Source organism: Dokdonella aquatica (genome assembly GCF_051987395.1).
Taxonomy (GTDB): domain Bacteria; phylum Pseudomonadota; class Gammaproteobacteria; order Xanthomonadales; family Rhodanobacteraceae; genus Dokdonella.
The window spans coordinates 1,870,446-1,895,237 of the sequence record NZ_CP197094.1; the positions used below are offsets into that span (position 1 = coordinate 1,870,446).

General features: G+C 71.3%; 25 protein-coding genes. 14 read left to right on the forward strand and 11 right to left on the reverse strand.

Annotation, left to right across the window (positions count from 1 at the left end):
- The first annotated feature begins 86 nt into the window (after positions 1-86).
- The gene (locus tag ACQQ2N_RS08315) at positions 87-767 is read left to right on the forward strand and encodes a DUF502 domain-containing protein (RefSeq protein ID WP_440225244.1); all 681 of its coding nucleotides are present in this window, start codon (positions 87-89) and stop codon (positions 765-767) included.
- Between the two features lie 9 nt (positions 768-776).
- On the opposite strand, the gene ACQQ2N_RS08320 is transcribed toward ACQQ2N_RS08315, so the two are convergent.
- Positions 777-1,775, reverse strand: a complete 999-nt coding sequence (locus ACQQ2N_RS08320) for a serine/threonine protein kinase (RefSeq protein WP_440225245.1) — start codon at positions 1,773-1,775, stop codon at positions 777-779.
- A 37-nt stretch (positions 1,776-1,812) separates the two neighbouring features.
- Positions 1,813-2,241 (reverse strand): hotdog fold thioesterase, encoded by a 429-nt coding sequence (locus ACQQ2N_RS08325; protein WP_440225246.1) that lies wholly within the window; start codon positions 2,239-2,241, stop codon positions 1,813-1,815.
- Positions 2,242-2,343: 102 nt separating this feature from the next.
- Between ACQQ2N_RS08325 and ACQQ2N_RS08330 the strand changes: the two genes are divergently transcribed.
- Positions 2,344-3,402 (forward strand): 2Fe-2S iron-sulfur cluster-binding protein, encoded by a 1,059-nt coding sequence (locus ACQQ2N_RS08330; protein ID WP_440225247.1) that lies wholly within the window; start codon positions 2,344-2,346, stop codon positions 3,400-3,402.
- A gap of 64 nt (positions 3,403-3,466) precedes the next feature.
- The gene (locus ACQQ2N_RS08335; RefSeq protein WP_440225248.1) at positions 3,467-4,051 is read left to right on the forward strand and encodes a DUF2845 domain-containing protein; all 585 of its coding nucleotides are present in this window, start codon (positions 3,467-3,469) and stop codon (positions 4,049-4,051) included.
- Between the two features lie 7 nt (positions 4,052-4,058).
- Here the strand turns inward: ACQQ2N_RS08335 and ACQQ2N_RS08340 are convergent, their stop codons facing one another.
- The 3 genes from ACQQ2N_RS08340 to ACQQ2N_RS08350 form a co-directional block, all read right to left on the reverse strand.
- On the reverse strand, positions 4,059-5,318 hold the full coding sequence (locus ACQQ2N_RS08340; protein ID WP_440225249.1) for a heme biosynthesis HemY N-terminal domain-containing protein: 1,260 nt from the start codon (positions 5,316-5,318) through the stop codon (positions 4,059-4,061).
- On the reverse strand, positions 5,315-6,391 hold the full coding sequence (locus ACQQ2N_RS08345; RefSeq protein WP_440225250.1) for a uroporphyrinogen-III C-methyltransferase: 1,077 nt from the start codon (positions 6,389-6,391) through the stop codon (positions 5,315-5,317). The genes ACQQ2N_RS08340 and ACQQ2N_RS08345 overlap by 4 nt, the downstream gene beginning before the upstream one ends.
- A gap of 65 nt (positions 6,392-6,456) precedes the next feature.
- Positions 6,457-7,248, reverse strand: a complete 792-nt coding sequence (locus ACQQ2N_RS08350; RefSeq protein ID WP_440225251.1) for a uroporphyrinogen-III synthase — start codon at positions 7,246-7,248, stop codon at positions 6,457-6,459.
- Positions 7,249-7,371: 123 nt separating this feature from the next.
- Between ACQQ2N_RS08350 and ACQQ2N_RS08355 the strand changes: the two genes are divergently transcribed.
- From ACQQ2N_RS08355 to ACQQ2N_RS08385, 7 genes are all read left to right on the forward strand, one after another.
- Positions 7,372-7,830 carry a hypothetical protein gene (locus ACQQ2N_RS08355; RefSeq protein WP_440225252.1) on the forward strand — a complete coding sequence of 153 codons (459 nt, stop codon included), beginning with the start codon at positions 7,372-7,374 and terminating at the stop codon, positions 7,828-7,830.
- A 152-nt stretch (positions 7,831-7,982) separates the two neighbouring features.
- Positions 7,983-8,321, forward strand: coding sequence for a MarR family transcriptional regulator (locus ACQQ2N_RS08360; RefSeq protein ID WP_440225253.1), 339 nt, complete (start codon positions 7,983-7,985; stop codon positions 8,319-8,321).
- Positions 8,322-8,376: 55 nt separating this feature from the next.
- Entirely contained in the window at positions 8,377-8,913 is a 537-nt protein-coding gene (locus ACQQ2N_RS08365; protein ID WP_440225254.1) for a YiiD C-terminal domain-containing protein, read from the forward strand.
- A 19-nt stretch (positions 8,914-8,932) separates the two neighbouring features.
- Complete coding sequence (locus ACQQ2N_RS08370; RefSeq protein ID WP_440225730.1) at positions 8,933-9,361, forward strand: hypothetical protein; 429 nt, start codon at positions 8,933-8,935, stop codon at positions 9,359-9,361.
- 104 nt (positions 9,362-9,465) lie between these two features.
- Positions 9,466-9,915 (forward strand): rhodanese-like domain-containing protein, encoded by a 450-nt coding sequence (locus ACQQ2N_RS08375; protein WP_440225255.1) that lies wholly within the window; start codon positions 9,466-9,468, stop codon positions 9,913-9,915.
- Between the two features lie 104 nt (positions 9,916-10,019).
- A complete protein-coding gene (gene secB / locus ACQQ2N_RS08380; RefSeq protein WP_440225256.1) occupies positions 10,020-10,526 on the forward strand; it encodes a protein-export chaperone SecB in 507 nt (168 codons plus the stop codon).
- A 4-nt stretch (positions 10,527-10,530) separates the two neighbouring features.
- Positions 10,531-11,550, forward strand: coding sequence for an NAD(P)H-dependent glycerol-3-phosphate dehydrogenase (locus ACQQ2N_RS08385; RefSeq protein ID WP_440225257.1), 1,020 nt, complete (start codon positions 10,531-10,533; stop codon positions 11,548-11,550).
- A gap of 14 nt (positions 11,551-11,564) precedes the next feature.
- On the opposite strand, the gene trmL is transcribed toward ACQQ2N_RS08385, so the two are convergent.
- The 3 genes from trmL to ACQQ2N_RS08400 all read right to left on the reverse strand — a co-directional run bounded on the left by trmL (position 11,565) and on the right by ACQQ2N_RS08400 (position 13,326).
- A complete protein-coding gene (trmL, locus tag ACQQ2N_RS08390) occupies positions 11,565-12,029 on the reverse strand; it encodes a tRNA (uridine(34)/cytosine(34)/5-carboxymethylaminomethyluridine(34)-2'-O)-methyltransferase TrmL (RefSeq protein ID WP_440225258.1) in 465 nt (154 codons plus the stop codon).
- 79 nt (positions 12,030-12,108) lie between these two features.
- Complete coding sequence (locus ACQQ2N_RS08395; RefSeq protein WP_440225259.1) at positions 12,109-12,537, reverse strand: OsmC family protein; 429 nt, start codon at positions 12,535-12,537, stop codon at positions 12,109-12,111.
- 90 nt (positions 12,538-12,627) lie between these two features.
- Positions 12,628-13,326: an SDR family oxidoreductase gene (locus tag ACQQ2N_RS08400; RefSeq protein ID WP_440225260.1), complete on the reverse strand. Its 699-nt coding sequence runs from the start codon at positions 13,324-13,326 to the stop codon at positions 12,628-12,630.
- A gap of 127 nt (positions 13,327-13,453) precedes the next feature.
- Between ACQQ2N_RS08400 and ACQQ2N_RS08405 the strand changes: the two genes are divergently transcribed.
- Positions 13,454-16,279: a M16 family metallopeptidase gene (locus ACQQ2N_RS08405; RefSeq protein ID WP_440225261.1), complete on the forward strand. Its 2,826-nt coding sequence runs from the start codon at positions 13,454-13,456 to the stop codon at positions 16,277-16,279.
- A gap of 95 nt (positions 16,280-16,374) precedes the next feature.
- The gene (locus tag ACQQ2N_RS08410; protein WP_440225262.1) at positions 16,375-16,770 is read left to right on the forward strand and encodes a DUF4156 domain-containing protein; all 396 of its coding nucleotides are present in this window, start codon (positions 16,375-16,377) and stop codon (positions 16,768-16,770) included.
- Between the two features lie 266 nt (positions 16,771-17,036).
- Here ACQQ2N_RS08410 and ACQQ2N_RS08415 read toward each other — a convergent pair whose 3' ends face one another.
- From ACQQ2N_RS08415 to ACQQ2N_RS08425, 3 genes are all read right to left on the reverse strand, one after another.
- A complete protein-coding gene (locus ACQQ2N_RS08415) occupies positions 17,037-18,035 on the reverse strand; it encodes an OmpA family protein (RefSeq protein ID WP_440225263.1) in 999 nt (332 codons plus the stop codon).
- Positions 18,036-18,357: 322 nt separating this feature from the next.
- Positions 18,358-20,874 carry a protein kinase domain-containing protein gene (locus tag ACQQ2N_RS08420; RefSeq protein ID WP_440225264.1) on the reverse strand — a complete coding sequence of 839 codons (2,517 nt, stop codon included), beginning with the start codon at positions 20,872-20,874 and terminating at the stop codon, positions 18,358-18,360.
- A 28-nt stretch (positions 20,875-20,902) separates the two neighbouring features.
- Positions 20,903-21,466, reverse strand: a complete 564-nt coding sequence (locus ACQQ2N_RS08425) for an ECF-type sigma factor (RefSeq protein ID WP_440225265.1) — start codon at positions 21,464-21,466, stop codon at positions 20,903-20,905.
- A gap of 227 nt (positions 21,467-21,693) precedes the next feature.
- Here ACQQ2N_RS08425 and ACQQ2N_RS08430 point away from each other — a divergent pair, with 227 nt between their 5' ends.
- Both ACQQ2N_RS08430 and gspD read left to right on the forward strand, forming a co-directional pair.
- Positions 21,694-22,608 carry a type II secretion system protein N gene (locus tag ACQQ2N_RS08430; RefSeq protein ID WP_440225266.1) on the forward strand — a complete coding sequence of 305 codons (915 nt, stop codon included), beginning with the start codon at positions 21,694-21,696 and terminating at the stop codon, positions 22,606-22,608.
- 121 nt (positions 22,609-22,729) lie between these two features.
- The gene (gene gspD / locus ACQQ2N_RS08435) at positions 22,730-24,781 is read left to right on the forward strand and encodes a type II secretion system secretin GspD (protein ID WP_440225267.1); all 2,052 of its coding nucleotides are present in this window, start codon (positions 22,730-22,732) and stop codon (positions 24,779-24,781) included.
- Positions 24,782-24,792: the final 11 nt, after the last annotated feature.

Sequence of the window (24,792 nt, forward strand, 5' to 3'; positions counted from 1 at the left end):
CCAATCGCGTATTTTTGGTGCAGGCCGTCGATTCAGCCGCGACGCGCGACGATGGCCGGCCCGATCTCCTGCACCAAGGACTCCCGATGATGTTGCGCGACCGCCTCAAGCCGATCCTCACGACCTGGCTGACGGGCTTCCTCGCGGTGCTGCCGCTCGCGATCACGCTGATCCTGGTCGGCTGGGTGGTGACCATGCTCAACAGCGTGCTCGGTCCGAACAGCCTGTTCGGTCGCACGTTCTCGGCTTTCAGCCAGTACCTGCTCGGCAGCCAGCTGCTCGCGTGGCTGCTCGGCACGCTGCTCGTGATCGGCCTGATCTACCTGCTCGGTCTGGCCGTGCGCTCCCAGCTCAAGAAGCCGTTCGCGGGCGTGATCGACCACACGCTGCGGCGCATCCCGCTGGTGCGCAGCGTCTACGCGCTGGCCGAGCGTTTCGTCGCGGTGATCGGCGACCGCAAGGCCGCCGACATCGGCGCGATGAGCCCGGTCTGGTGTTTCTTCGGCGGCGAAGGGGTCGCCGTGCTCGGCTTGCTGCCGAACCCCGCGCCGATCGAGATCGACGGGCGCCGCTACCTGACCGTGCTCGTGCCGACCGCACCGGTGCCGGTCGGCGGCGGCCTGCTCTACGTGCCCGAGGCCTGGGTCAAGCCGGCCGGTTTCGGCATCGACGCGTTCACGAGCATGTACCTGTCGATGGGTATCACGCAGCCGCCGCTGCCGCCCGAGGCTGTGCAGGAGCCGCGCAGGGCCGACCTGACCGGCTGATCGCGCCGGTCAGCCGGCCAGCGAGGCGAGCGCGTCGTCGAGATCGTTGCAGTGCTGCTCCCACCAGCGCGCCTCGCCGACATGCGCGAAGGCGAGCGGGAACGCGGGATCGTGCCAGCGCGACGCGACCCATCCGGCCCAGTGCACCTGGCGCATGATGCGCAGCGGCTCGACGAGCGCGAGCTCGGCCGGATCGGGCTCGCGGAACTCGGCGTAGCCTTCGAGCAGCGCCTCGAGCGCGGCGCGCGACGGCGCGAGCATCCACAGGTCCTGTACGGCCGGGCCCATGCGGGCGTCGTCGAGGTCGACGAAGTGCGGTCCCGTGTCGGTCCACAGCACGTTGCCGAGGTGGCAGTCGCCGTGCAGGCGCAGCGAGCGTACGGGGCCGATCGCGTCGAGCCGGGCATCGAGCGCGTCGGCGAGATCGTCGACGAGGCCGGCGTAGCGATCCTCGACGTGCGTGGGCAGCAGGTGCGAGGCGAGCACCGCATCGCTCGCGTCGAGCACGAACGTGTCGACGTCGATCGCGCCGCGTGCCTCGAAGCGCGCGCGCGCGCCGATCGCGTGGATGCGCGCGATCAGGCGCCCCATCCAGGCGAGGTGGTCGGCCGATTCGAGCTCCGGCGCACGGCCGCCGCGGCGCGGGTAGAGCGTGTAGCGGAATCCTTCGTGCACGAGCAGCGTCGCGCCGTCGACCGCGATCGGTGCGACCACCGGCAGTTCGGCCGCGGCGAGTTCGGCCGCGAACGCGTGCTCCTCGGCGATCGCGGCGTCGCTCCAGCGCGCCGGCCGGTAGAACTTCGCGACCAGCGGCGCGCCGTCGTCGAGGCCGACCTGGTAGACACGGTTCTCGTAGCTGCCGAGCGCGAGCAGGCGTCCGTCCGGCACGAAGCCGGCTGCGGCGACCGCATCGAGGACGACGTCGGGCGAGAGGCGCGCGTACGGCGCGGTGTCGCCGTTCGGGGAATCGGGATCGGTCACGGCGGGGAGGCGCGGAAAAGCCGTCATGGTACGCGCCGGGCGTGATGGCCGGCGAATCGCGTGCTCAGCTGCGGCGCGGCACCACGGCCATGGTCAGGCGCGAGATGCAGACCAGCCGGCCGCCCTCGTCCTCGATGCGGATCTCCCACACCTGCGTGGTGCGGCCCAGGTGCAGCATGCGCGCGGTGCCGGTGACCTCGCCGGCGGTGACCGCTCGCACGTGGTTGGCGTTGATGTCGAGGCCGACGGCCATCTCGCTGCGCGTGTCGAGCGTGAGGTTCGCGGCGAGGCTGCCGAGCGATTCGGCGAGCGCGACCGAGGCGCCGCCGTGCAGCAGGCCGAACGGCTGGTGCGTGCGTGCATCGACCGGCATCGTGCCGCGCACGAAGTCGTCGCCGACCTCGGTCACGCGCATGCCGAGGTGCTCGACGAGCGTGTTCGCGTTCCAGGCATTGATGCGCTCGAGATCGATCGCCTGCTTCCAGATCGCCATGCCGCCCACCGTCGTGTCAGAAGGGCGGCGACTATAGCGCGGGCGTCGACAAATCCCGCCCGAGGCTTGATGCTGTCGTCCGCGACCCCACGATCGCCCCACATGGCCGTCCTCCACACCGTGACCTTGCAGGCTTCCGGCAAGCGCTTCGAGGCGCGGGCCGACGAGTCGATCCTGCAGGCCGCGCAACGCGCCGGCCTCGCGCTGCCGTACTCGTGCCGCGCCGGCGTCTGCGGCAGCTGCAAGGCCACGCTCGTCGAAGGCACGTGCACGTATCCGGACCAGCCGCCTGCGGCGCTCAACGCGGCCGAGCACGCACGCCGCCAGGTGCTGCTGTGCCAGGCGCATGCCGCCAGCGACATCGTCATCGCGGCGCGCGAGGTCGCCTCGGTCGCCGACATGCCGTGCCGCACGCTCACGGTGCGCCTGCGCGAGAAGCGCGTGCTCGCCGACGAGGTGGCCTGCCTCGTCTTCGATCCGATCGACGGAGCACCGCTGCGACGCCTGCCGGGGCAATACCTCGAAGTGCACCTCGAGGACGGCCGTCGGCGCGCGTTCTCGATCGCGAATGCGCCCGGCGCCGGAGACGGCATCGAGCTGCACGTGCGCCGCGTCGCCGGTGGCGGCTTCACGACCTGGATCGTCGACGAGATGCCGATCGGTGCCACGCTCGACATCGAGGCGCCGCTCGGCACCTTCGTGCCGCGCGAGGACAGCGAACGGCCGATCCTCATGGTCGCGGGTGGCACCGGGTTCGCACCGGTCAAGGCGCTCGCCGAGCACTTCCTGCGCCTCGGGTCGCGTCGCCCGATCATGCTGTACTGGGGTGTGCGTGCCGCCGCCGATCTCTATCTGCGCGCGCTGCCCGAGGGCTGGGCGCGCGACGCCGCGGCGTTCTCGTTCGTCCCCGTGGTGTCCGATGCCGAATTCGCCGACGGCTTGCGCGTCGGCCTGGTCCACGAATCCGTGCTCGAGGATCACCCCGACCTGTCCGGCGTCGACGTCTACATGAGCGGGCCGCCGGCGCTGATCGAGGCTGGCCGCCGCGGTTTCGTGCAGGCTGGCCTTCCCGAGGAGCGGCTGTTCTACGATGCGTTCGACTACGCCCCCGACATCATCGCCGCGGTGCTGCAGGCACGCGCCGGCATCCACGGCCACTGACCGCGCGGGAACCCGCTGCGACGGTGGCGTGTCACAGCGGCTCGTCCGCGGCGAGGAGAACCGCATGATCCGCCGATCCCGATGTGCCGCCGCCCTCCTGCTGCTGTTCGCGGCCACGGCGAGCCTGCCGGCCGCGGCCGCGCTGCGCTGCGGCAGCCGCCTCGTCGACGCCGGCGATGCCGACTTCCGCGTGCGCGACCGCTGCGGCGAACCGTTCTGGAACGAGACCTACCTCGCCACCGACGTGCTCGCGCAGGGCCGCGACGTGCAGCGCCTGCGCGAGGTGCGCTGGGACGTCTGGTACTACAACTTCGGTCCGCGCGCGCTCATGCAGAAGCTCGTGTTCGTCGACGGCACGCTGCGCTCGATCGAGTCGCTCGGCTACGGGGTCGGCGAGATCGGCGTGAACTGCGACGCGCGCATGGGTTACTCGGGCATGAGCGCGGGCGAGGTCGTCGCGCGCTGCGGCGAGCCGCAATGGCGACGCACCAGCAACGACACCGTCGTGCAGCGGCCGGGGCGCGGCCTCGAACGCTGGCGCGACGAGCGCCTCGAGACCTGGACCTACGATTTCGGTGACGGGCAGCTGCTGCGCACCCTGCATCTTCTCAACGGGCGCGTCACGCGCGTCGAGCACACCGCGCGCTGACGTCGCGTCATCCGCCGCGCGGCAGCCGCGGCACGCCGTGCGCGTCGCGCTCCTCGACCACGAGTGCACGCGTATCGACCGGCCCCGCGTGGCGCGAGGCCAGCGCCGTGGTCGCAGCGCCGCGCGCGGCACGCGCCGCATTGGCGTAGGCGACGATCGCCGCATCACGTTCACCTGCGCCGGCGTGGGCATCGCCGAGGGATTCCCAGGCGTCGGCGCGTCCGTCGATCGCGATCGCACGCTCGAGGTACTGGATCGCCTTGCCCCACAGGCCCTGCTCGACGCACAGGCGACCGAGCGTGGTGAGCAGGGCGGGACTGTTCGGGGCGACCGCGAGCCAGGCTTCGGCGTGGCGCAGGCGCGTCGCCGCTTCGGCCGGCCCGAGTTCGCCGTAGGCGCTCGCGAGCGTCTCGCTCCACTCGCGGCGCTGCGCGGTCTCGATCTCGTCCATCGCGGCGAGCACCTGGCCGAACCCGGCGGCGCGACGTGCGAACGCGGCGACGATCACGGACTGCTGGCGGCGTGCGCGGCTGGTCGCGTTCCAGGTCGTGTTGAGGCGCGCCTGAGACGGTGCGGCCTCGAGCGCGGCGACGAGCACGCGCGTCTCGATCGCGGCCATCGCGTCGGCGGCGAGCGACTGCGTGCGTGCGAGCTTCGGCAGCGCCTCGAGTGCGGCATCGGCCTCGCCCTGTGCGAGCGCGGCCTCGATGAAGGCGCGCCAGCCGACCGGCGGCAGCGTGCCGGCCTGGGCCGGCGCGCGCAGCAGCGCGAGGGCTTCGGCGGAGCGATCACGTTCGAGCAGGAACTTCGCGCGCTGGGCGAGCGCGGCCTGCGGCGCTTCGACGGCGGCCTCGTCGAGGATCTGCGCGGCACGCGCGTCCTCGCCGCGTGCATGGGCGGCGCGTGCCATCGCGAGCAGGGCCGGTCCGCGCAGGGCGGGCTGCTGCGCCGCCTTGCCGAGGTCACGCTCGGCCTGCGCGTAGCGGCCTTCGGCGAACGCGGCGAGACCGCCGGCGAGGCGCTCGCGACCGCGACGGCGCTGCGAGCGTCCCCAGGCGCGCATCGGCCAGCGCGCGAGGCGCCAGATCGCGCCGAACAGGCCCCAGGCGACGAGCAGCGCGATGATCGCGACGACCACGCTCGTCTCGAGCGACCAGCCGCGCATGCGCACGAGCACGTAGCCCGGATCGTCGGCGATCCACTGCCAGCCGAACGCGGTCGCGGCAGCGACGAGGAGCAGCAGCAGGCACCAGGTCCAGAACCTCATGGCGAAGCGTGCGCCACCGGCTCGCGCGACAGCGCGCGGGCGCTGCGCAGGTTGCGCAGCTCGCGCAGCGCGGTGCCGAGTTCGGGCAGCGCCGGGGCGAGCGGCGAAGCGAGCAGGCGGTCGAGCGAGGCACGCGCCTCGCGCACGCCTTCGGCGGCGGGATCGAACGCTTCGTCGAGGCCGCCACGCGCGCTTTCGAGCGCGCCCTTGAAGGCCGCTTCGTCGCGCGCGAACAGCGAGGCTTCGGCCGTGCGCAGGTCGAGTACGACGAGCGTGCGCGCGAGGCCGGTTTCGCGTGGTGCGATCACGGCACCTTCGCCGTCGTGGCGGATGCGTACGAACGGCGCGACGAGGCGGCCGAGGCGCGAGGTCGGCTGCAGCGCATCGGCGCCGGCCGCGAGCGGTCTCGCCGGCCACTGCGCAGCGGCCTCGCGCAGCGCGGCGAGTGCACCGAGCGTGGCCTGGGTCTGCAGGGGCTGGGCGGCCTCGAGGGCCTGGATTTCGGCGGCGATGGTCTGGCGCACCGAGGCGAACAGCGGATCCTCGGCGCCGGCTAGCGCACTGTCGGCGAGGCGGTAGGCGGCGATCGCGGCGGCCGGGTCACGGAACAAGGCCAGGCGCTCGCCGGCCAGCTGCAGCACGTACTCGGCCTCGTTGAGCGCGAGCACGTCGCGGCTGGTCAGGCGCTGCTGGGCCAGGTTGGCGACCGCGTCCTCGAGCGCGCGCGAGCGTTCGGTCACGCCGAGCAGTTCCTCGCGCAGGCTGCGGTTCATGGCTTCCGCATCGGACAGGCGACTGCGCAAGGCCTCGACTTCGCGACGCATCGCGCCGTCCTCGCGCGTCGCTTCGGCGATCGCGGCGGTCACGCGGTCTTCGCGCTCGCTCGCATCGGTGCGCTCGCGTTCGCGGTGCGTCTCCTGCAGCCACGCCCATGCCGCGACGCCCGCGGCGAGCACGAGGATCGCGAAAAGCGGAAGCCAGCTGCCGCGGCGGCGACGGGGCGTAGTGGCCGGCGTGGCGGTGTCGTCACGGACCGCCGGCGTGGGCAGCGTCGTCTCGGAGTCGTTGTCCATATCGGTATTTTAACGGAAACGGCGTGCTGCGACGCGGAAGCCGCGTGCGCTGCGGGTCACCCCGTTCAGCTTCGCAGGCGTGGTGCGGCGCGCGAGCACGCCGCCTCGACGAGGTCGGCCGGGCGCGCGGACGCGGCGATCGAGACATCCGCGAAGCCGGCATCGGCAGCCAGCGCCGCGAGGCGTGCACTGCTGACGACGAGCGGCTCGTCACGCCAGCGCGCGGCGAGGTCGGCCGGCAAGGCACGCCCGAGGTAATCGAGTGCCTCGCCGCTCGAGACCAGCGTGATCCAGGGGTGTGGCGCGGCGGCGAGTGCGTCGATCCGGCCCTTCGAGAGACGGGCCGGCGCACGCCGGTAGACGTGGATGCGCGACACCGACGCCCCGCGTTCGCGCAATGCGGGGGCGATCGCGTCGCGGCCGCCCGGTGCGTCGACGATCGCGATGCGCGCGCCGTCGACGGCGGCGAGCTCCGGAAGCGCGAGCAGGCCGTCGCCATCCTGGCGCATGGCGGGCGCGATCGCGGCCACGCCGTGGCGCGCAAGCACGCGCGCGGTGCCGCCGCCGACGGCGAACACGCGCATGGGCGCACGCCGCAGCGCGAAGCCGAGTGCGAACGCGTGGCGCACGGAAGCCGGACTCGTGAACACGACGATGTCGCCGGTGGCCGCCGTGCCGAGGGCGCTGCGCGCGGCGTCCCGGTCCTCCACCTCGTCCAGCACCAGACCGGGCAGGCGCACGACGTGCGCACCGGCGGCGCGTGCGCGGCGCACGAGCGGGCCGGCGTCCTGGCTCGGGCGCGTCACGATCACGCTGGTACCGGCTAGCACGGCGGCGGGGGAGGCAAGGCGGGGCATCGGGCGTTCCGCGGGAGTCGCCGCATCATACGCAGCGTCGGCACGCCGTCCGAAATTGCAAGCGTCACGCGGGCTGACTAGGATGGCGGGACGCCGTGCGCATGCGCGGTGCCGGAAGCCTGCATGTCCCCGAGCCGCCCGCGGTCCAGCCTGCACGTCCTCGTCGCGAGTGTCGCGACGTGGCTGCTCGTCTGCGTCGCGGTGGCCTCGGCGCACGGTGGCGGCTTCCCGGGTGGCCACCATGCCGACGACGCCCACCACGCGTGGCTGCACGCTCAGTCGCGTGTCGAGGCGCCGCCTGATGTTCCCGGCGAGCGCCTGCGCGAGGACGAGCCACGTCCGCACGGCAAGCGACTGCTCGTTCGGGCGGTCATGGCCAAGCTCGCCGTCCGCGCCGCGGTCGACCCGATCGCCCTGCTTCCCGGGCCCGCCGAGCGTCCGCTCGCCGAGGCGCCCGTCTTGCGCCACGCCGTACCCGAGCCGGGTGTCGTCGTGCGTGGCCTCCACGATCCGCACTCCCGACGCGCGCTGGGCCGCGCCCCGCCCGTCACGACGCGATCCGTCCCCACGCTGCACGCGTGAGGTCGCGTCCCGTCGCCCGCATCGGGCGACGCAGCGTCCCGACACCTGGACGATCCGCCACGCATCGGCGTGGTCCGTCCTCCCGTCATCGTCGCGATCCACGCGTGCCCCGCCACGCCGCGCATCCATGCGCGGCTCCCGGAGCCCGCCCCATGCTGCACGATGCCTTCATTCCCGCCACGCCGCGCTCGTCGATCGCCGAGCGCGAGACCGTTCGCCACACCGATCCCGCACCGCGCGCGTACGCGGTCGACGCCTTGCGCGCCCACGGCCTCATGGTGACCGAGCCACGCGTGCGCGTGCTCGCCGAGTTGCGCCGCCATGGCCGCTCGGCGGTGGCCCACACCGTGGACGACCTGTACGTCGCGCTCGAGTACGCGATCCATCCCGCCACGATCACGCGCGTCGTGCGCCAGCTCGAGTCGGCGGGCCTCGTCGAACGCGACGACGAGGCGCCCGGGCGCAATCAATACCGTGCCGTATGGCCTTGATTCCGCAAGGCTTGCTGCGCACACTCGCGCGCCCCGAGTGATCCGCGAGCCCTGCATGACGCACGAATCCGATCCGGTCGCGCCGCTTCGCGCGAGCCTGCGCGAGGCGCTGCAGCGTGAGCTGCTCGCCGACATCCCGCTGACGCGTGCGCTGCAGCTGCGCCTCGCCGCGTGGGATGGCCAGAGCCTCGCGATCAGTGCGCCGCTCGCGCCGAACATCAACGACAAGGGCTGCGCGTTCGGCGGCAGCCTCGCCAGCGTCATGACGCTGGCGGGCTGGGCGTTCGTGAAACTCTCCACGCAGCTGCGCCGCCTGGACTGCGACATCTACGTGCAGGACAGCACGATCCGCTACCTCGCGCCGGTGTGGGGCGACTTCACGGCGACCGCGCGGCCCGATCCCGACGAGCGCCTCGAGGACTTCCTCGCCGCACTCGCCGCACGCGGCAAGGCACGGCTCACCTTGCGCTGCGACGTGCCCGCCGCCGACGGCAGTGTCGCGACCACGCTGGTCGCGCGCTTCGTCGCGCTTGCCGCCGCGCATGCCCCGAAGCCGCGCGATGCGGCACAATGCGCCGACGCTCCAGCCTGAGGAAGGCGACGTGGACCTGATGCGGACGATGCGGCGCGGCGCGCTGCGCGTGGTGGTGATCGGCATGGCGCTGCTTGCCGTCGCCTGTGCGAGCACCAAATCCAAGGAGACGCTGCTCACCGAGACGCTGCGCCTCTACCACGCGACGATCCGCTGGCATTCGATCGAACAGGCCGAGACGTTCGTCGATCCCGCCTACCGTGCCACGCACCCGCTGACCGCGCTGGAGCTCGAGCGCTACCGCCAGGTGCGCTTCACGGGTTACAGCGAGGGCGGCACGGTGCCGGTCAGCGACACCGAGGTGCGCCAGGCCGTCGAGATCACGCTCGTCAACGTCAACACACAGGCCTCGCGCACGGTCATCGACCGCCAGACCTGGACGTACGACGCGACCGGCAAGCGCTGGATGCTCTCGAGCGGCCTGCCGGACATCACCCAGTCCAACTGAGGCGTTCCGCGGCGCGCCTTTGCAAGGCACGCCCACGCTCGTCGATAATCGGCGGCCTTTTCCCCGGCGCGGGTCCCCGTGCCGCCAGCGAGCGACCCCGCACCGTGTCCGATTTCCTCACGCGCCTGCCCGAATTCATCAGCAACCACCCGTTCCTGTCGTTCGGCTTCGCCGGCGTCGCCGTCGCGCTGGTCGCCAACGAGGTCGCGCACGCCACGCGCGGCTACAAGGGCATCACGCCGGCCGGGCTCACGCAGCTGGTCAACCGCGAGAACGCCCTCGTCGTCGACGTCTCGGGCATCCAGGATTACGAAAAGGGCCACATCCCTGGCGCGCGCCACGTCGCGATGAGCCAGTTCGATCCCGAGCACAAGGACCTCGCCAAGGCGAAGGACCTGCCGATCGTCGTCTACTGCCGCACGGGCCAGTCCTCGTCGGGCGCGGCCAAGCGCCTGCGCAAGGCCGGCTTCACGAAGGTCTACGCCCTCGAGGGCGGCCTGCGCACGTGGACCGAAGCCCAGCTGCCGCTCGCCAAGGGCCGCAGCGCGGGCTGACGCCACGCCGACACCGGCCCGCGGCGCCCGCCGCGTGCGCCACCTGCACGGGCGTGGGATACTCCGCGTCCTTTTTTCCCAAGCTTCACCGGAGCATCCGTACCATGGCAGAGAACACTCCCGCGAACGGCGCCGCCACGAATGGCGCGGCCGAAGCGATGGCCCAGCTCAACCTGCAGAAGATCTATGTCAAGGACGTCTCGTTCGAGGTGCCGAACGCACCGCAGGTGTTCCAGTCGCAGGGCCAGCCGAACGTCGAGCTCAACCTGAGCCAGCGCGTCGCGCAGCTCGGCGAGGGCGTGTTCGAGGTCGTCCTCAGCGTCACCGTGACCTGCAAGCTCGAGGAATCGACGGCCTACCTCGCCGAAGTCCACCAGGCCGGCATCTTCGGCGTGGCCGGCTTCGATCCGGCGTCGCAGGAGACCGTGCTCGCCACGTACTGCCCGAACGTGCTGTTCCCGTACGTGCGCCAGACCGTGTCGGACCTCGTCCAGGCCGGCGGCTTCCCGCCGCTGCTGCTGCAGCCGATCAACTTCGACGCGATCTACGCCGAGCAGGTCCGCCGCCGCAACGAAGCGCCGGCAGGCGCGGGCCAGACGCTCAATTCCTGAGTCGATGACGGCGCATCCCGCACCGGTCGCGGTCCTCGGCGCCGGTTCGTGGGGCACGGCGCTGGCCGTGCTCCTCGCGCGCAATGGCGTCCCCACCACGCTGTGGGGACGTTCGGCGCAGTCGGTGGTCGATATGGCCACCGCGCGCGCCAACACGCGCTACCTCCCCGACATGCCGTTCCCCGACGCACTGCAGGTCAGTGGTGCGCTGGAAACCTGCGTGCGCGACGCCGCGATGGTGCTGGTGTCGGTGCCGAGCCACGCGTTCCGCGAGCTGCTCGACACGATCGCACCATGGGCCGCGCCGGGTACCGGCATCGCCTGGGCGACCAAGGGCTTCGATCCGGGCTCGGGCCGGTTCCTGCACGAACTCGTGGCCGAGCGCCTTCCCGATCATCCGGCCGCGGTCGTGACCGGGCCATCGTTCGCGCGTGAAGTCGCCCAGGGCCTGCCCACGGCCGTCACCGTGCACTCGGCCGATGCCGACTTCGCGCAGCGCGTCGCGCTGATGCTGCACGCACCCGATTTCCGCGCCTATACGGGTACCGACCTGCTCGGTGCCGAGCTCGGCGGCGCGATGAAGAACGTGCTCGCGGTCGCCACGGGTGTCGCCGACGGCATGCAGCTCGGCCTCAACGCGCGCGCCGGTCTCATCACGCGCGGCATGAACGAGATGCTGCGCCTCGGCACGGTGCTCGGCGCGAAGCCCGAGACGCTGATGGGGCTCGCCGGCCTCGGCGACCTCGTGCTCACCTGCACGGGCGACCTCTCGCGCAACCGTCGCCTCGGCCTCGCTCTGGGCCGCGGCACGCCGCTGTCGCAGGCGGTCGCCGAGATCGGCCAGGTGGTCGAGAGCATCGTCACGGTCGACGAAGTGGTGCGGCTCGCCCAGCGCCACGGCATCGAGCTGCCGATCGCCGAACAGGTGCAGCGCGTGCTGCACCAGGAGATCACGCCCGTCGAGGGCCTGCAGACGCTCATGGCGCGCGAGCAGAAGCCCGAGTACCCCGAAGACGCCGCGTGATGCGTCGCGGGCGCTCAGAGCCCGCCTTCGAAACCGTGCTGCCGCCAGGCCTCGAACGCGACCACCGCGACCGCATTGGACAGGTTGAGGCTGCGGTTGCCGGGCCTCATCGGCAGGCGCAGGCGCCGGTCCGCGGGCAAGTCGTCGATCATGGCCTGCGGCAGGCCGCGCGTCTCGGGCCCGAACACGAACGCGTCGCGTTCTTCGTAGCGCACGTCGTCGTAGCGGCGCGTGCCGCGCGTGGACAGCGCGAACACGCGCGCCGGCGCGACCTCGGCGAGGAAGGCCTCGAACGTCGCGTGCACGCGCAGGGCCGTGAACTCGTGGTAATCGAGTCCCGCGCGCCGCAGTCTGGCGTCGTCGAGTTCGAATCCGAGCGGTTCGATCAGGTGCAGGCGCGCGCCCGTGTTCGCGCAGAGGCGGATCACGTTGCCCGTGTTGGGCGGGATCTCGGGTTGGTACAGGACGATGTCGAGCATCGCGCGATTGTGCGTCGCGCACGGCGCACGTCAACGCCTGCAGGCTCCGCCACCGTAAAGGCGACGGAGCCTGCGCGGATCAGACCAGTTTCGCGTCGAGCGTGATCTCGACCGCACGCAGCGCCTTCGACACCGGGCAGCCACCCTTGGTCTGCTCGGCGAGCGTCGCGAACGTGTCCTTGTCGATGCCGGGCACCTCGGCCTCGGTGACGAGATTGATGCGCGGGATCTCGTAGCCGCCGTCCTTCTGCTCGAGATGGACCTTGGCCACCGTGTGCACGCGCGTCGGCACGTGGCCGGCCTTGGCGAGCGCGAGCGACAGCGCCATCGAGAAGCACGAGGCGTGCGCCGCGCCGATCAGTTCCTCCGGATTGGTGCCGCCGGAGCCGTCGCCCATGCGCGACTTGAAGCCGTAGTCGGCCGCGAACGTGCCGCTCTCGACCGACACCTTGCCCGAGCCTTCCGGCACGCCACCACGCCATTCGGCCTCGCCCTTGCGGATCGTCATGTCGAACTCCTCATCGGTGTGGAAAAGGCCGCCGAGCCTACGCCGCGCGTGTGGCTGCGACGTGAACACGGCTGCCGCGGCGAGGCTCGACTACCAGGGCATCGGCCGGCCCGTGTGCGCGAACAGCGTGCCGATCGACGCCTCGTCGAAGCGCAGCGCGTCGATCACGCCGAGCATCGCGGCGACCGATTCGTCGACGCCGAGATCGGCGTGATCGCCGCCCATCGCGGTGCGCACCCAGCCCGGGCTCAGTGCCGCGACCGCGATGCCGCGCGGCGCAAGCGCGTGGCCGAGCTGACGCATCGCCATGTGCAGCGCGGCCTTGCTGATCGCGTAGCTCGGCGTGCCGAAGCGCGTCGTGCGTGCGATCGAACCGAGTCCCGAACCGACCGCGACGACCTTGCCGCCGTCGACGAGGCGCTCGGCGAGCGCCTGCGTGAGCAGCACCGGGCCGATCACGTTGGTCGTGAAGGTCGAGGCCAGCGTCGCGCCGTCGAGCGTGCCGAAGCGTTCGCCGTCGACCAGCACGCCGGCGTTGTTGACGAGCAGGTCGACGCGCACGTCGAGCACGGCGAGCTCGCGTGCGAGTTCGTCGATCGAGCGCGGCGCGTCGACGTCGAGTGGCAGGATGCGCAGGTGGCCCGGGTATTCGCCGGCCAGCTTCGTGAGCTCGAGCGCGCGGCCGGGGTGCCGGCAGGTCGCCACGACCCGACCGCCGCGTGCGAGCAGCTGCTGGACGAAACCGAGGCCGAGGCCGCGGTTGGCACCGCTCACGAGCGCATGGGACATCGCGGCCTCCGGCGAACTTCCGTGCGGGATCCGCAGTCTACGCCGCCCGCGTGAACCGCATCCGTTGCGGCTGCGCCGGGCACTCGCTAGCCTGTCCGATCCCCTTTCGTCACCCGAAGGACCCTGCATGCGCACCCGCATCGCCGCCGCCGTCATGGCCGGCCTCGGATTCGTCGGCGCCGCCAGCGCGGCGACCGACACGATCGACATCCCGTTCACGCGCGAGGTGCTGCCGAACGGCCTCACGCTGATCGTCCACGAGGACCACAAGGCGCCGGTCGTCGCGGTCAGCATCTGGTACCACGTCGGTTCCGCCGACGAGCCCAAGGGCAAGACCGGGTTCGCGCACCTGTTCGAGCACCTCATGTTCTCGGGCTCCGAGAACCACAAGGGCACGTACTTCAAGCCGTTCGAGAAGGTCGGCGCGACCGACCAGAACGGCACCACGTGGTTCGACCGCACGAACTACTTCCAGACCGTGCCGACCACCGCGCTCGACATGGCGCTGTGGATGGAATCCGACCGCATGGGCCACCTGCTCGGTGCGATCGGCCAGAACGAGCTCGACACCCAGCGTGGCGTCGTGCAGAACGAGAAGCGCCAGGGCGAGAACCGCCCGTACGGCCGCACCGACGAGAACCTGCTGCTCAACGCGTTCCCGGCCAACCATCCCTACCAGCACGACACGATCGGCTCGATGGCCGACCTCGAGGCTGCCTCGCTGGCCGACGTGAAGCAGTGGTTCCACGACTACTACGGCGCCGCCAACACGACGATCGTGCTGGCCGGCGACGTGACCCCGAAGGCCGCGCGCGAGAAGGTCGAGAAGTTCTTCGGCGACATTCCGGCCGGCCCGCCGGTACCGCGCCAGCAGCCGTGGGTGGCCGCGCGCACGACGTCCACGCGTGGCACCCAGGCCGACCATGTCGCGCAGGTGCGCATCTACCGCGAGTGGAACGTGGCCGAGCTCGGCCACGCCGACGAGCCGCTGCTCGAACTCGCCGCCGACGCGCTCGGTGGCGGCAAGACCTCGCGCCTGTACCAGCGTCTCGTCTACAAGGACAAGCTCGTCGACGACATCTCGGTCGGCGTGCAGCCGTTCTCGCTGGCCAGCCAGTTCGTGCTGAGCGCCGACGTGCGCAACGGCGTCGATCCGGCGAAGGTCGAGGCCGCGATCGCCGAGGAGTGGAAGACCTTCCTCGCCGAGGGCCCGACCGCCGACGAGCTCGAGCGCTCGAAGATGGCCAGCCGTGCCGGCTTCATCCGTGGCCTCGAGAAGGTCGGCGGTTTCGGCGGCAAGGCCACCGTGCTCGCCGAGTCGCAGGTTTATCGCGGCGATCCGGCCGCGTACCGCGTCGACCTGGAGCGCATCCAGGCGGCGACGTCCGAGAGCGTCAAGGCCGCCGCGAACCGCTGGATCGCACGCGGCGACTACACGCTGACCGTCGTGCCGGCCAAGCCCGGCGAGGCGATCGGGCAGGAGGTCGTGAAGGGCCTGCCCGAGGCCGAGGGCAAGCCCGCGCCGAAGCTGCCGTCGAAGCGCGACTACACGGTGACGAAGAGCACCCTGGACCGCAGCACCGGCGTGCCCGAAGTGACCACGTTCCCCGAACTCGGTTTCCCGGCGATCCAGCGCGGCAAGCTGTCCAACGGCATCGAGATCGTGCTCGCCGAGCGTCGCACGATCCCGGTCGTGCAGATGCAGCTGCAGTTCGACGGCGGCTACGCGGCCGACCAGGGCCGCCTGCTCGGCACCTCGTCGTTCGCGATGGCGATGCTCGACGAAGGCACGCGCGAGCTCGATTCGGTCGAGATCGCCAAGCGCAGCGAGCGCCTCGGCGCGCGCATTGCCGCGGGCTCGGGCCTCGACAGTTCCACGGTGCGCCTCGACGCGCTCGCCTCGCAGCTCGAGCCCTCGCTCGCACTGCTCGGCGAGATCGTGCGCCACCCCGCGTTCCGTGATGCCGACATCACGCGCGTGCGCGACCAGTGGCTCGCCGACATCGCGCAGGAGAAGACCGACGCCGGCTCGCTCGCGCTGCGCGCGCTGCCGCCGCTGCTCTACGGCGAGGGCCATCCCTACGGCATCCCGTTCACGGGCAGCGGCGACGAGGCCTCGGTGCGCGCGCTCAAGGCCGACGACCTGCGCCGCTTCCACGCCGACGTGATCCGCCCCGACAACCTGCGCATCCTCGTCGCCGGCGACACCACGCTCGAGGCGATCCGCGCCCAGCTCGAGAAGGTGTTCGGCGACTGGAAGCCCGGCACGGGCGCACCGCCGAAGAAGGCCATCGCGACCGTCGAGGCGCAGAAGAAGCCGCGTGTGTTCCTCGTCGACCGTCCCGATTCGCCGCAGTCGCTGATCTTCGCGGGTGGCCTCGCGCCGTCTACGAAGGCGGCCAACCAGCTCGAGATCCAGACCATGAACGCCGCGTTCGGCGGCACGTTCACCTCGCGCCTCAACATGAACCTGCGCGAGGACAAGCGATGGGCCTACGGCGCGCGCAGCTCGCTGCCCGACGCGATCGGGCAGCGCCCGTTCATCGCCTCGGTCTCGGTGCAGACCGACAAGACCGCCGAATCGGTGACCGAGGTGCTCAAGGAGGCGCGCGAGGCGATCGGCGACAAGCCGATCACGGCGGCCGAGATCACCAAGATCAAGGAGCAGCGCGTGCGTGCGCTGCCGGGCAGCTTCGAGACCACCGCGTCGGTGCTGTCGGTGCTCGCCGGCAACAGCCTGTACGGCCGTCCGGACGACTACGTGACGACGCTCAAGGCGCGCATCGAAGGCCAGAAGACCGACGCCGTCGAAAGCGCCGCGCGCGAGGTGATCCGCCCCGAGGCGTTCACCTGGGTGATCGTCGGCGACCTCAAGCAGATCGAGGCGCCGGTGCGCGCGCTGAAGCTCGGCGAGGTCAAGGTGCTCGACGCGGACGGCAAGGTCGTCCGCTGAGCCCGGCCGCGCGGCGCCCGCTCCGGGCGCCGCGCGTTCACGCAGGTCGCGCTAGCATGCGCGCGTCGCCCACCTCCCTCCGGATCGAACCGCCCATGAAGCGCCTGCTCCCGTTCCTCGTCGTCCTGCCGCTCGCCGCCTGCAGCTGGGGCATCAAGATGGAATCCGGCGGCAAGGCGATGCGCGTCGCCTGGAACGACGACGTCTCGGCCTGCCGCGACCTCGGCAAGGTGACGGTGTCGGTACTCAACCGCGTCGGCCCGGTCGACCGCAGCAAGATCAAGGTCAACGACGAGCTCGAAATCATGGCGCGCAACGAGGCCTCGACGATGCAGGGCGCCGACACGATCAAGCCGCTCGGCGAGGTGCGCGACGGTCAGCAGTCGTGGGGCGTGTACTCGTGCGGCGGCGCGCTGTCGCGCAACGCACCGCCGCGTCAGGCGCCGCGCGGCAAGGACGGCGTCGAGACGTTCCCGATCCGCGAGAACTGATCGCCGACCTCTTCCGGCGTCCGGATGCGTCGCCAGCCGTGCTTTTGCTTTTCCGTTCGGGAGAAGAGCCTGCCCCGTACCCGATACGGGGTGGCCCCAAGGGCCGGATGAGGAAGCGGTAGCGTGACGGCGCACGATCCGTGACGGGTGGCCATGACTGGGGTCAGGTTCATTTGCCCCCGAATGAGCGCGCAGTCCTCGAGATGGCGTGCCGGGCAAATGAACCTGACCCCAGGGGTTGATCCCCATCCGTCGCTCGCCGCGCTTCAGCGCCTCACGAGCTCCACGCGGCGGTTCTTCGCGCGTCCGTCCTCGTCGTCGTTCGAAGCCAGCGGTTCGTTCGCCCCCGCGCCGCGCGGCGAGAGGCGTGAGGCATCGATGCCGTAGTCGCGCACGAGCAGCGTGTTGACGCTGGTTGCGCGACGGCGTGACAGGTCGAGGTTGTAGTCGGCGCCGCCTTTCGCGTCGGTGTGGCCGACCACGGTGAGCTTCAGCGACGGATCCTCTCGCAGCAGCTTCGCGATCTCGTCGAGTGTCGGGCGCGAGTCTTCCCTGACGACATCCTTGTCGAAATCGAAGTGGATGCCATACAGGCTGATGCGGCCCGTGTCGGCGATGCTCCGGCGCATCGTGTCGGCGCCCACGAAGCCGATCTTGTCGCCTTCCATCGCCTCGGTCTCGATCACGCGGATGAAGGCGTGGTTGCCGCGGTTGTGCTCGGCGAGGGAGATGCTGACCCACGCGGTGCCTTCCGGGCGGGCGAGCTTCGCGAGCAGGTAGCGCGCGTTGGTGCCGAAGTAATTGCGGATGAAGTCGCCGTCCAGGCGCGGCAGCTCGGGATTCGCATCGAGCGCGAGCGCGAAGTCGTAAGGCGCCGTATTGACCGTGCGGCCCTCGCGCGCCTCGTAGCACGAGCCGTTGCCGGTGTTGCACGAGAACACGTCGGTGAAACCCTTGGCCTTGAGGCTCGCCTGGAAGTTGCGCAGCACCTCGAGCGAGGAGCGTCCTGCCGGCAGGCGGTAGTAGAGCAGCGTGATGCGGCCTTCGAGGCGCAGCCAGCCCGGCGCGCCGACGCCGCGGGCACCGGTGCCCGCGATCGGCCCGTTCATGACCTCGACCTCGTCGAACGCGGTGTCGGTACGCCCGACGAGATCGGAACCCTCGTAGCGGCCTACGAGGGGATGGTCGCCTGCCGGTGCGGCGAGTGCGGTGAACGCCGCGCAGGCGAGCGCGACGGCAGTGAGGATCCGGAACATCGATGGCATGGCACACCTCGCAGGGCCCTGCGGGCCGATGGCGCGACGTCGGGACGTCGTGCGATGGCGCGGCCGGCGGCGGAGTGCCGGGCATCGGCGGGCCATGCCGGGGATACGCGACGGGAAAGCCACATCGGACAGTCCCGCGTCTGCTCCGCATGCACGGCGATCCCGAGAGGCATCACGACGCGCGATGTCGATGTGTCCTTGTCGAAGCGTTCGCTCGCGTCCCCGGGACCTGCTCACGGCCGACATCGATCCCATCCGATCCGCGAAGCTCGGTCGTCGCATGTGCCGATGTGGTCCAGGGAAGCGGTTCACGCCGCACCCCTCACGGTGCCGACGGACGCTCTCCGAGCCGGTCGATCAGGGGCGCAAGGGATGCGAGGTAGGCGTCGCCGATCTTGCCGAGCGTGCCGATGATCGCCTTGGCGCGCGCCACGTCGGCGCGTGCGTCGTCACGGCGCCCCTGCGCGAGGCGCACGTTCGCGCGGGCGCGATAGCCCAGTGCCGTGAAGCCGTTCGCGTCGCCGAAGTGCGCATGGCCGATGCGCACGGCATCCTCGGCGAGCGGCTCGGCCTCGGCCACTCGACCTGCCGCCGCGTAGGCTTCGGCAAGGTTGATGCGTCCCAGGACCGCGGCGCGGCTCGATTCGCCACCGAACTCCAGCGCCATCGGATAGGCTTCCTCGAGGATTGTCGTGGCTTCCCTGAAGGCCTCGTCCAGCGGCTGCGTCCCGTCTTCGCGTGCTGCGTGCACGAGGGTGAGCGCGAGGTTGTTCTGTGCGACCGCGAGCTCGGGCGAGCGCCCGTAGAGTTCGCGCCGCAACGCGACGACACGGCGGAAGTCCTCGATGGCGCGCGCGTGCTGCTTGAGTGCCATGAGCGACACGGCGCGGTTGTTCAGTACGGCCAGGCCGGCCACCTGCTTGTCGGCGCCGACGCTCCTGAACACGGCCATCGCCTCGTCGGCCGCACGGACAGAATCCTCGAAGCGTGCCGCGTCGGCGAGCGCGAGCGTCAGCGCGTTGAGTGCGGCGCCGACCTCGCGATCGGCATCGCCGAACCGCTTTCGTTCGGCGACCGTCTTCTCGAGCGTCGCGATCGCCTTGTCGACATGGCCTTCCGCGCGCTCGAGCTGGGCTTGCGAGGTGCGGCTCTCGTTGAGGATGCGCTCGTAGCGCACCGGTTGCCTGAGCCACCATGCTTGTGCGGCATCGAGCAGTTCGCGTGCGCGCCGGGCGTTGCCGCGCGAGTACTCGAGCTGGGCGAGGTTGTAACGCGCGCGTGCGAGGGCGTCCGGATTGCGTTCGATGCCGGGCCACGCGAGCACGCGTTCGAGCAGCGGCGCACCGCCGTCGAGATCGCCGAGTTCCATGAAGAGGTCGGCGAGGCTCAGAGCGATCTCCTGTCCGGTCTCGGGCTGGTTCGCGAACTGCGTGAAGATGCGTTCGGCGCCGCGCTTGAGCACCTCGCGCGCGCTGAGGCTCGCGCCGCCGTGCTCGCCGGCGTCCCGGAACATCAGCAGCACGTACTCGCGCACCGCGTTGACGCGCGCGGTCTCGGCCACGGCGGCCTCGCGCTGCAGGCGTTCCAGATGCGCGCTGCGCAGCGCGATCACGCTCGTCGCGACGAGGCCGGCGGCGAGCGCGCCGGCGACCACGACCGCGACGCGGTTGCGCCGCACGAACTTGCCGAGCCGGTAGCCGAAGCGGTCGCCGGTCGCCTGCACGGGCTTGCCATCGAGCCAGCGCGAGAGGTCGGCCGCGAAGGCTTCGACGGTCGCATAGCGTCGCTCGGGTTCCTTGGCGAGTGCCTTGCCGAGAATGCGCGCGAGGTCGCCGCGCACGAGCGCGCGGTAGGCATGGGCGCCGGAGTCGCGCGCGTCGAGCCGCTCGGCGGTCACCGCATCGTCGCCGCCGCGTGCGATCGCGGTCGCAAGCGCCTCGGGTGGCGCGTCGCGCACGATGCGCTCCGCGTCGGCCATGTTGCGGCGGTCGATCGTGTAGGGCCCGACGCCTGCGACGAGCTCGTAGGCGATGACGCCGAGTGCGTAGATGTCGGCGGCGACGCCGGCTGCCGCGCCGGCAAACTGCTCGGGGGCGGCGTACTCCGGCGTCAGCGCGTAGCCGGAGCCGGCCATCGTCATCGTCGCGTGCGCATCGCCGTCGTCGCCGCCGACGATGCGCGCGATGCCGAAATCGAGCAGGCGCACGGTGCCGCGTGCGTCGACGAGCACGTTGCCGGGCTTGAGGTCGCGGTGCACGACGAGTTGCGAATGCGCGTACTGCACGGCCGTGCAGACGTCGAGGATCAGGCGCACGCGTGCCTTCACGCCGAGCCGGCGCGCGTCGCACCAGCGCAGGATCGACTCGCCGTCGACGAACTCGAGCGCGAACCACGGGCGCCCGTCCGGCGCGACGCCGCCGTCGATGAAGCGTGCGAGGTTCGGATGCGACAGCCGGGCGAGGATGCGCCGCTCGCGCAGGAAGCGCGCCTGCACGTCGTCGACGTCGAAGCCGCGCCGGATCAGCTTGATCGCGACGGTCTGCGCGACATCGTCGGCATCACGCTCGGCGCGGTAGACCACGCCCATGCCGCCGCGGCCGATGCGTTCGACGACGCGGTAAGGCCCGAGCCGCGTGCCCGGCAATGTATCGACGTCGGCCGGGGACGCGTTCGCGGTCGCATCCTCGAACGCTTCCGACTGCGCGAGCAGCGCGTGCACGCGCGCGGCGAGTGCCTCGTCGTTTCCGCAGCGCGCCGCGACGAACGCGGCGCGTGCCTCGGCATCAAGGTCGAGCGCCTCGCGGAACAGCCGCAGTGCATCGCCTTCGTGCGGGGTCATCGCCGGGGTGCTCCGCGGCGATGCGTGTTCACGCGTCGAGCCGGCTCTTGAGCCAGGTGCGCGCACCGACCCAGTCGCGGTGCGCGGTGCGCTCGGTGACGCCGAGGATCGCCGCCGTCTCGGCCACGCCGAGGCCGACGAAATAGCGCAGCTCGACCACGCGCGCCATGCGTTCGTCGAAGGCTTCGAGTTCGTTGAGCGCATCGTCGAGCGCGGCGAGGTCGGTGCCGTCGGGGATCGGCAGCTCGAGCGCGGCGGTGAAATCGTCGCGCAGCCAGCCGCCGCCGCGCTTCTCGGCCATCGCCGCGCGCGCGCGGCTCACGAGCGTCTGGCGCATCATGCGCGCCGCCGCATTGAGCAGATGCGCGGTGTTGGCGAAGTCCGCAGCCGGTCGGTCGAGCAGGCGCAGCAACACGTCGTGCACGAGCGCGGTCGTCTGCAGCGTGGCGTGGCCGTCGTAGGCGCGCAGGTGCGCCGCAGCGATGCGGCGCAGGTCGGCGTAGACCAGCGGCAGCAGCGCATCGAGGGCGCCACGGTCGCCGTCGCGCCATTGCGCGAGCAGTCGGGTGACGCGGTCGTCGGTCGGTTCCATCGAGCCCGGACGGTACCGCCAACGTGGCCTCGCTGCCAGCGTTCACGCGGCATGGCGGGAGGAGCGCGAGGTGGCGATGGGGGCTCATGCAGGTCGTCTGGCGTTGCGGTGACGGCACGCGTACTGCGCCATCTCAGGGGGATACGCCAAATGCAGGGCGTGTCGGACAGCCGGCGTGACGGCGCGATTTGCTAGAGTGCGCGCCTTGTGGTGTGGAGGTCGGCGGCATGTGGCGAGGGCTCGGACGAGCGGCAGGGCAGGCGTCCGCGGGGCGCGGTTCCGAGCGCGCGGCGATGGCCGTGTGCGCGCTGCTCGTGCTGCTCGCGATCTGGCTGCTCGCGCGCGTGTTCTGGCTGCTCGTGCCGCGTGACGACGGCAGCGCCGATGCACCGTTGCGCAGCGCCGTCTCGGTGCCGTCGCAGAGCGTCGCGCTGTCGCGCTGGCATCTGTTCGGTGCCGCGCCGGCGCGCCTCGTCTCGAATGCGAACGCCCCGGCCACGTCGCTGGCGTGGAGCCTGCGCGGCACGCTCGCCGACGGCGACCCGAAGACCGGCATGGCCGTGATCGCCGACGACAAGGGCGTCGAGCGTGCCTGGCGTGCCGGCGACGAGATCACCACCGGCGTGCGCCTCGAGGAAGTCCACGCCGATCGCGTCGTGCTGCTGCACGAAGGCGTCCAGGAAGTGCTCGCGCTGCGTCGTGACGAGCCTCCGCCCGACCGCGTCACGCCGATCCCGCCCGCACAGCGCGGCGGACCGCGCAACACCGCGCCGGCGGCCTCGACCACGCCGCCCGTGCAGGGGTTCGCGCCGCCGAACATGGCGCACGGCTCGCTCAACTGGGAGCAGACGATGGCCCAGGTGCGTGGCGACGCCGCCGACATCGCCAAGCGCGTGCAGGTCACGCCGGTCATGGCCGACGGACGCCTCGCCGGCGTGCGCCTGTCTGCAACCGGCGACGCCGCGATGCTCGCCCAGTTCGGCCTGCGTCCGAGCGACATCGTCACCGCCGTCAACGGCTTGCCGGTCGATTCGGTGTCGCGCGGCCAGCAGATCCTCGAAAGCCTCGGCAACGCCGACAGCGTGCGCGTCACGGTCACGCGCGACGGCCTGCCGACCGAGCTCACCGTCAAGCTGCGCTGAGCACGCCGCGCTGCGGCGGCGCGCAACTTTTCCACGACGTGCTTTGCTACCCTTGCGCGGTTCCGTGCCGGGGCTCGCCGACGCTGCCCGGGTTGCCGCCTTCCAATCCCGGGCCTTGCCGATGCTGCGTGTCGTCCTCTGTTCCGCCGTCGCCCTCGCCCTCGCGGCACCCGTCGCGTTCGCGCAGCCGGCACCGCCGCCGCCGACCGCCGCGTCGGCCGACGGCCGCCACACGCTCAACCTCAAGGATGCCGACATCCAGGCGCTGATCGCGACGGTGTCGGAGATCACCGGCAAGAACTTCATCCTCGGCCCGAACGTGACCGGCAAGGTCACGGTGATCTCGGCCAAGCCGATGCAGCCCGACGAGATCTACGACGTGTTCCTGTCGGTGCTGCGCGTGCACGGCTACGCGGCGATCCCGCAGGGCAGCATGATCAAGATCGTGCCCGAGGCGATGGCCCAGCAGGACGGTTCGGCCGCGCTCAACGGCAGCCCGTCGGCGCACACGCCCGACGAGCTCATCACGCAGGTCGTGCCGGCGCGCCACGTGTCGGCCAACGACCTTATCCAGATCCTGCGCCCGCTGATGCCGCAGGGCGCGCAGCTCGTCGCGCACCCGTCGTCGAACTCGCTCGTGATCTCCGACCGCGCCGGCAACGTGCAGCGCCTCGTCGCGATCATCCAGCGCATCGACACCGCGGCCGACGCCGAGGTCGAGGTGATCCCGCTCTCGCACGCGAGTGCCTCGGAGCTCGCACGCACGCTCGGCGTGCTCGCCGACGACAAGGTCGCGCAGGCCAACGGCCAGGCGCCGCGCGTGTTCGCCGACGCACGCACGAACTCGCTGATCCTGTCGGGCGCGAAGAATGCACGCCTCAAGCTGCGCGCGATCATCGCCCATCTCGACACGCCACTCGAGAGCGGTGGCGACACCCAGGTGATCTACCTCAGCTACGCGACCGCGAAGGACCTCGTGCCGATCCTGCAGGGCATCGCCGCGACGCTGACCGGCATCGCGCCGCCGACCGCGGTCAAGGCCGGCGAGACGGCCGGCGCAGGCGGTGCTTCGCCGGCGACGATCCAGGCCCACGACCAGACGAACGCGCTCGTGATCAGCGCGCCGCCCGCGGTGTTCCGCTCGCTCGCCTCGATCGTGCGCCAGCTCGACGTGCGCCGCCACCAGGTGCTCATCGAGGCGATCATCGCCGAGGTCGCCGACACCACGGCGAGCGAGCTCGGCGTGCAGTGGTTCACCGCGCCGCAGCGCGCCGACGGCTCGCTCGGCCAGGGCATGATCGGCGGCACGAATTTCCCCGGGCCGAACGGCAACTCGAGCCTGATCGGCCTCGCCGGTGACGCGACCGGCCTCGCCGGCCTCGGCGGCCTGTCGCTCGGCTACGTCGACGGCACGGTCAAGATCCCGGGCACCGACAAGGAGATCCTCAACCTCGGTGCGCTCGTGCGTGCGCTGCGTGGCGACGGCAAGACCAACATCCTGTCGACGCCGTCGATCCTCACGCTCGACAACGAGGAAGCCGAGATCAAGGTCGCGCAGGAGGTGCCGTTCCTGACCGGCTCGTACACCAATACGGCGAGCACGGGCCAGAACGGCGCGGTGACCAATCCGTTCCAGACCATCGAGCGCAAGGACGTCGGCCTCGTGCTCAAGGTCACGCCGCAGATCAACCAGGGCGACTCGGTGCGCCTGCAGATCCATCAGGAAGTTTCCTCGCTCGCGCCGCAGGTCAGCGGCGCGGTCGACCTCATCACGAACAAGCGCGAGCTCTCGACCAGCGTGCTCATCGCCGACCGCTCGCTGCTCGTGCTCGGCGGTCTCATCGATTCGAACGTGTCCGACTCGAACTCGAAGGTGCCGGGCCTCGGCAGCATCCCGGTGATCGGCAACCTGTTCCGCTACCGCTCGAACAAGAACGAGAAGCGCGACCTCATGGTGTTCCTGCGCCCGCAGATCCTGCGTGACGCGGCGACCGAAGCGGCGGTATCGAGCGAGAAGTACAACTACATGCGCACCGAGCAGCTGCGCATGCGCGAGAACCCCGCGGCGCTGACGCCGCGTTCCGAGCGTCCGATGCTGCCCGAGGTGCACGATTTCCTGCGCAGCCCGCCGCTCAACACGCCGGCGACGCGCAGCGAACGCCGCGCCGACTGAGTACGGCGAGG

Excerpts from the sequence above, each read along its gene's own strand:
- ACQQ2N_RS08415 (WP_440225263.1), bottom strand. The coding sequence starts at position 18,035 with ATGCCATCGATGTTCCGGATCCTCACTGCCGTCGCGCTCGCCTGCGCG.
- ACQQ2N_RS08325 (WP_440225246.1), bottom strand. The coding sequence starts at position 2,241 with ATGGCGATCTGGAAGCAGGCGATCGATCTCGAGCGCATCAATGCCTGG.
- ACQQ2N_RS08360 (WP_440225253.1), top strand. The coding sequence starts at position 7,983 with ATGCTGCACGATGCCTTCATTCCCGCCACGCCGCGCTCGTCGATCGCC.
- ACQQ2N_RS08400 (WP_440225260.1), bottom strand. The coding sequence starts at position 13,326 with ATGTCCCATGCGCTCGTGAGCGGTGCCAACCGCGGCCTCGGCCTCGGT.
- ACQQ2N_RS08365 (WP_440225254.1), top strand. The coding sequence starts at position 8,377 with ATGACGCACGAATCCGATCCGGTCGCGCCGCTTCGCGCGAGCCTGCGC.
- ACQQ2N_RS08410 (WP_440225262.1), top strand. The coding sequence starts at position 16,375 with ATGAAGCGCCTGCTCCCGTTCCTCGTCGTCCTGCCGCTCGCCGCCTGC.
- ACQQ2N_RS08370 (WP_440225730.1), top strand. The coding sequence starts at position 8,933 with ATGCGGACGATGCGGCGCGGCGCGCTGCGCGTGGTGGTGATCGGCATG.
- ACQQ2N_RS08420 (WP_440225264.1), bottom strand. The coding sequence starts at position 20,874 with ATGACCCCGCACGAAGGCGATGCACTGCGGCTGTTCCGCGAGGCGCTC.
- secB (WP_440225256.1), top strand. The coding sequence starts at position 10,020 with ATGGCAGAGAACACTCCCGCGAACGGCGCCGCCACGAATGGCGCGGCC.
- ACQQ2N_RS08345 (WP_440225250.1), bottom strand. The coding sequence starts at position 6,391 with ATGGACAACGACTCCGAGACGACGCTGCCCACGCCGGCGGTCCGTGAC.
- ACQQ2N_RS08320 (WP_440225245.1), bottom strand. The coding sequence starts at position 1,775 with ATGACGGCTTTTCCGCGCCTCCCCGCCGTGACCGATCCCGATTCCCCG.
- trmL (WP_440225258.1), bottom strand. The coding sequence starts at position 12,029 with ATGCTCGACATCGTCCTGTACCAACCCGAGATCCCGCCCAACACGGGC.
- gspD (WP_440225267.1), top strand. The coding sequence starts at position 22,730 with ATGCTGCGTGTCGTCCTCTGTTCCGCCGTCGCCCTCGCCCTCGCGGCA.
- ACQQ2N_RS08425 (WP_440225265.1), bottom strand. The coding sequence starts at position 21,466 with ATGGAACCGACCGACGACCGCGTCACCCGACTGCTCGCGCAATGGCGC.
- ACQQ2N_RS08430 (WP_440225266.1), top strand. The coding sequence starts at position 21,694 with ATGTGGCGAGGGCTCGGACGAGCGGCAGGGCAGGCGTCCGCGGGGCGC.
- ACQQ2N_RS08315 (WP_440225244.1), top strand. The coding sequence starts at position 87 with ATGATGTTGCGCGACCGCCTCAAGCCGATCCTCACGACCTGGCTGACG.
- ACQQ2N_RS08330 (WP_440225247.1), top strand. The coding sequence starts at position 2,344 with ATGGCCGTCCTCCACACCGTGACCTTGCAGGCTTCCGGCAAGCGCTTC.
- ACQQ2N_RS08335 (WP_440225248.1), top strand. The coding sequence starts at position 3,467 with ATGATCCGCCGATCCCGATGTGCCGCCGCCCTCCTGCTGCTGTTCGCG.
- ACQQ2N_RS08385 (WP_440225257.1), top strand. The coding sequence starts at position 10,531 with ATGACGGCGCATCCCGCACCGGTCGCGGTCCTCGGCGCCGGTTCGTGG.
- ACQQ2N_RS08355 (WP_440225252.1), top strand. The coding sequence starts at position 7,372 with ATGTCCCCGAGCCGCCCGCGGTCCAGCCTGCACGTCCTCGTCGCGAGT.
- ACQQ2N_RS08405 (WP_440225261.1), top strand. The coding sequence starts at position 13,454 with ATGCGCACCCGCATCGCCGCCGCCGTCATGGCCGGCCTCGGATTCGTC.
- ACQQ2N_RS08340 (WP_440225249.1), bottom strand. The coding sequence starts at position 5,318 with ATGAGGTTCTGGACCTGGTGCCTGCTGCTGCTCCTCGTCGCTGCCGCG.
- ACQQ2N_RS08395 (WP_440225259.1), bottom strand. The coding sequence starts at position 12,537 with ATGACGATCCGCAAGGGCGAGGCCGAATGGCGTGGTGGCGTGCCGGAA.
- ACQQ2N_RS08350 (WP_440225251.1), bottom strand. The coding sequence starts at position 7,248 with ATGCCCCGCCTTGCCTCCCCCGCCGCCGTGCTAGCCGGTACCAGCGTG.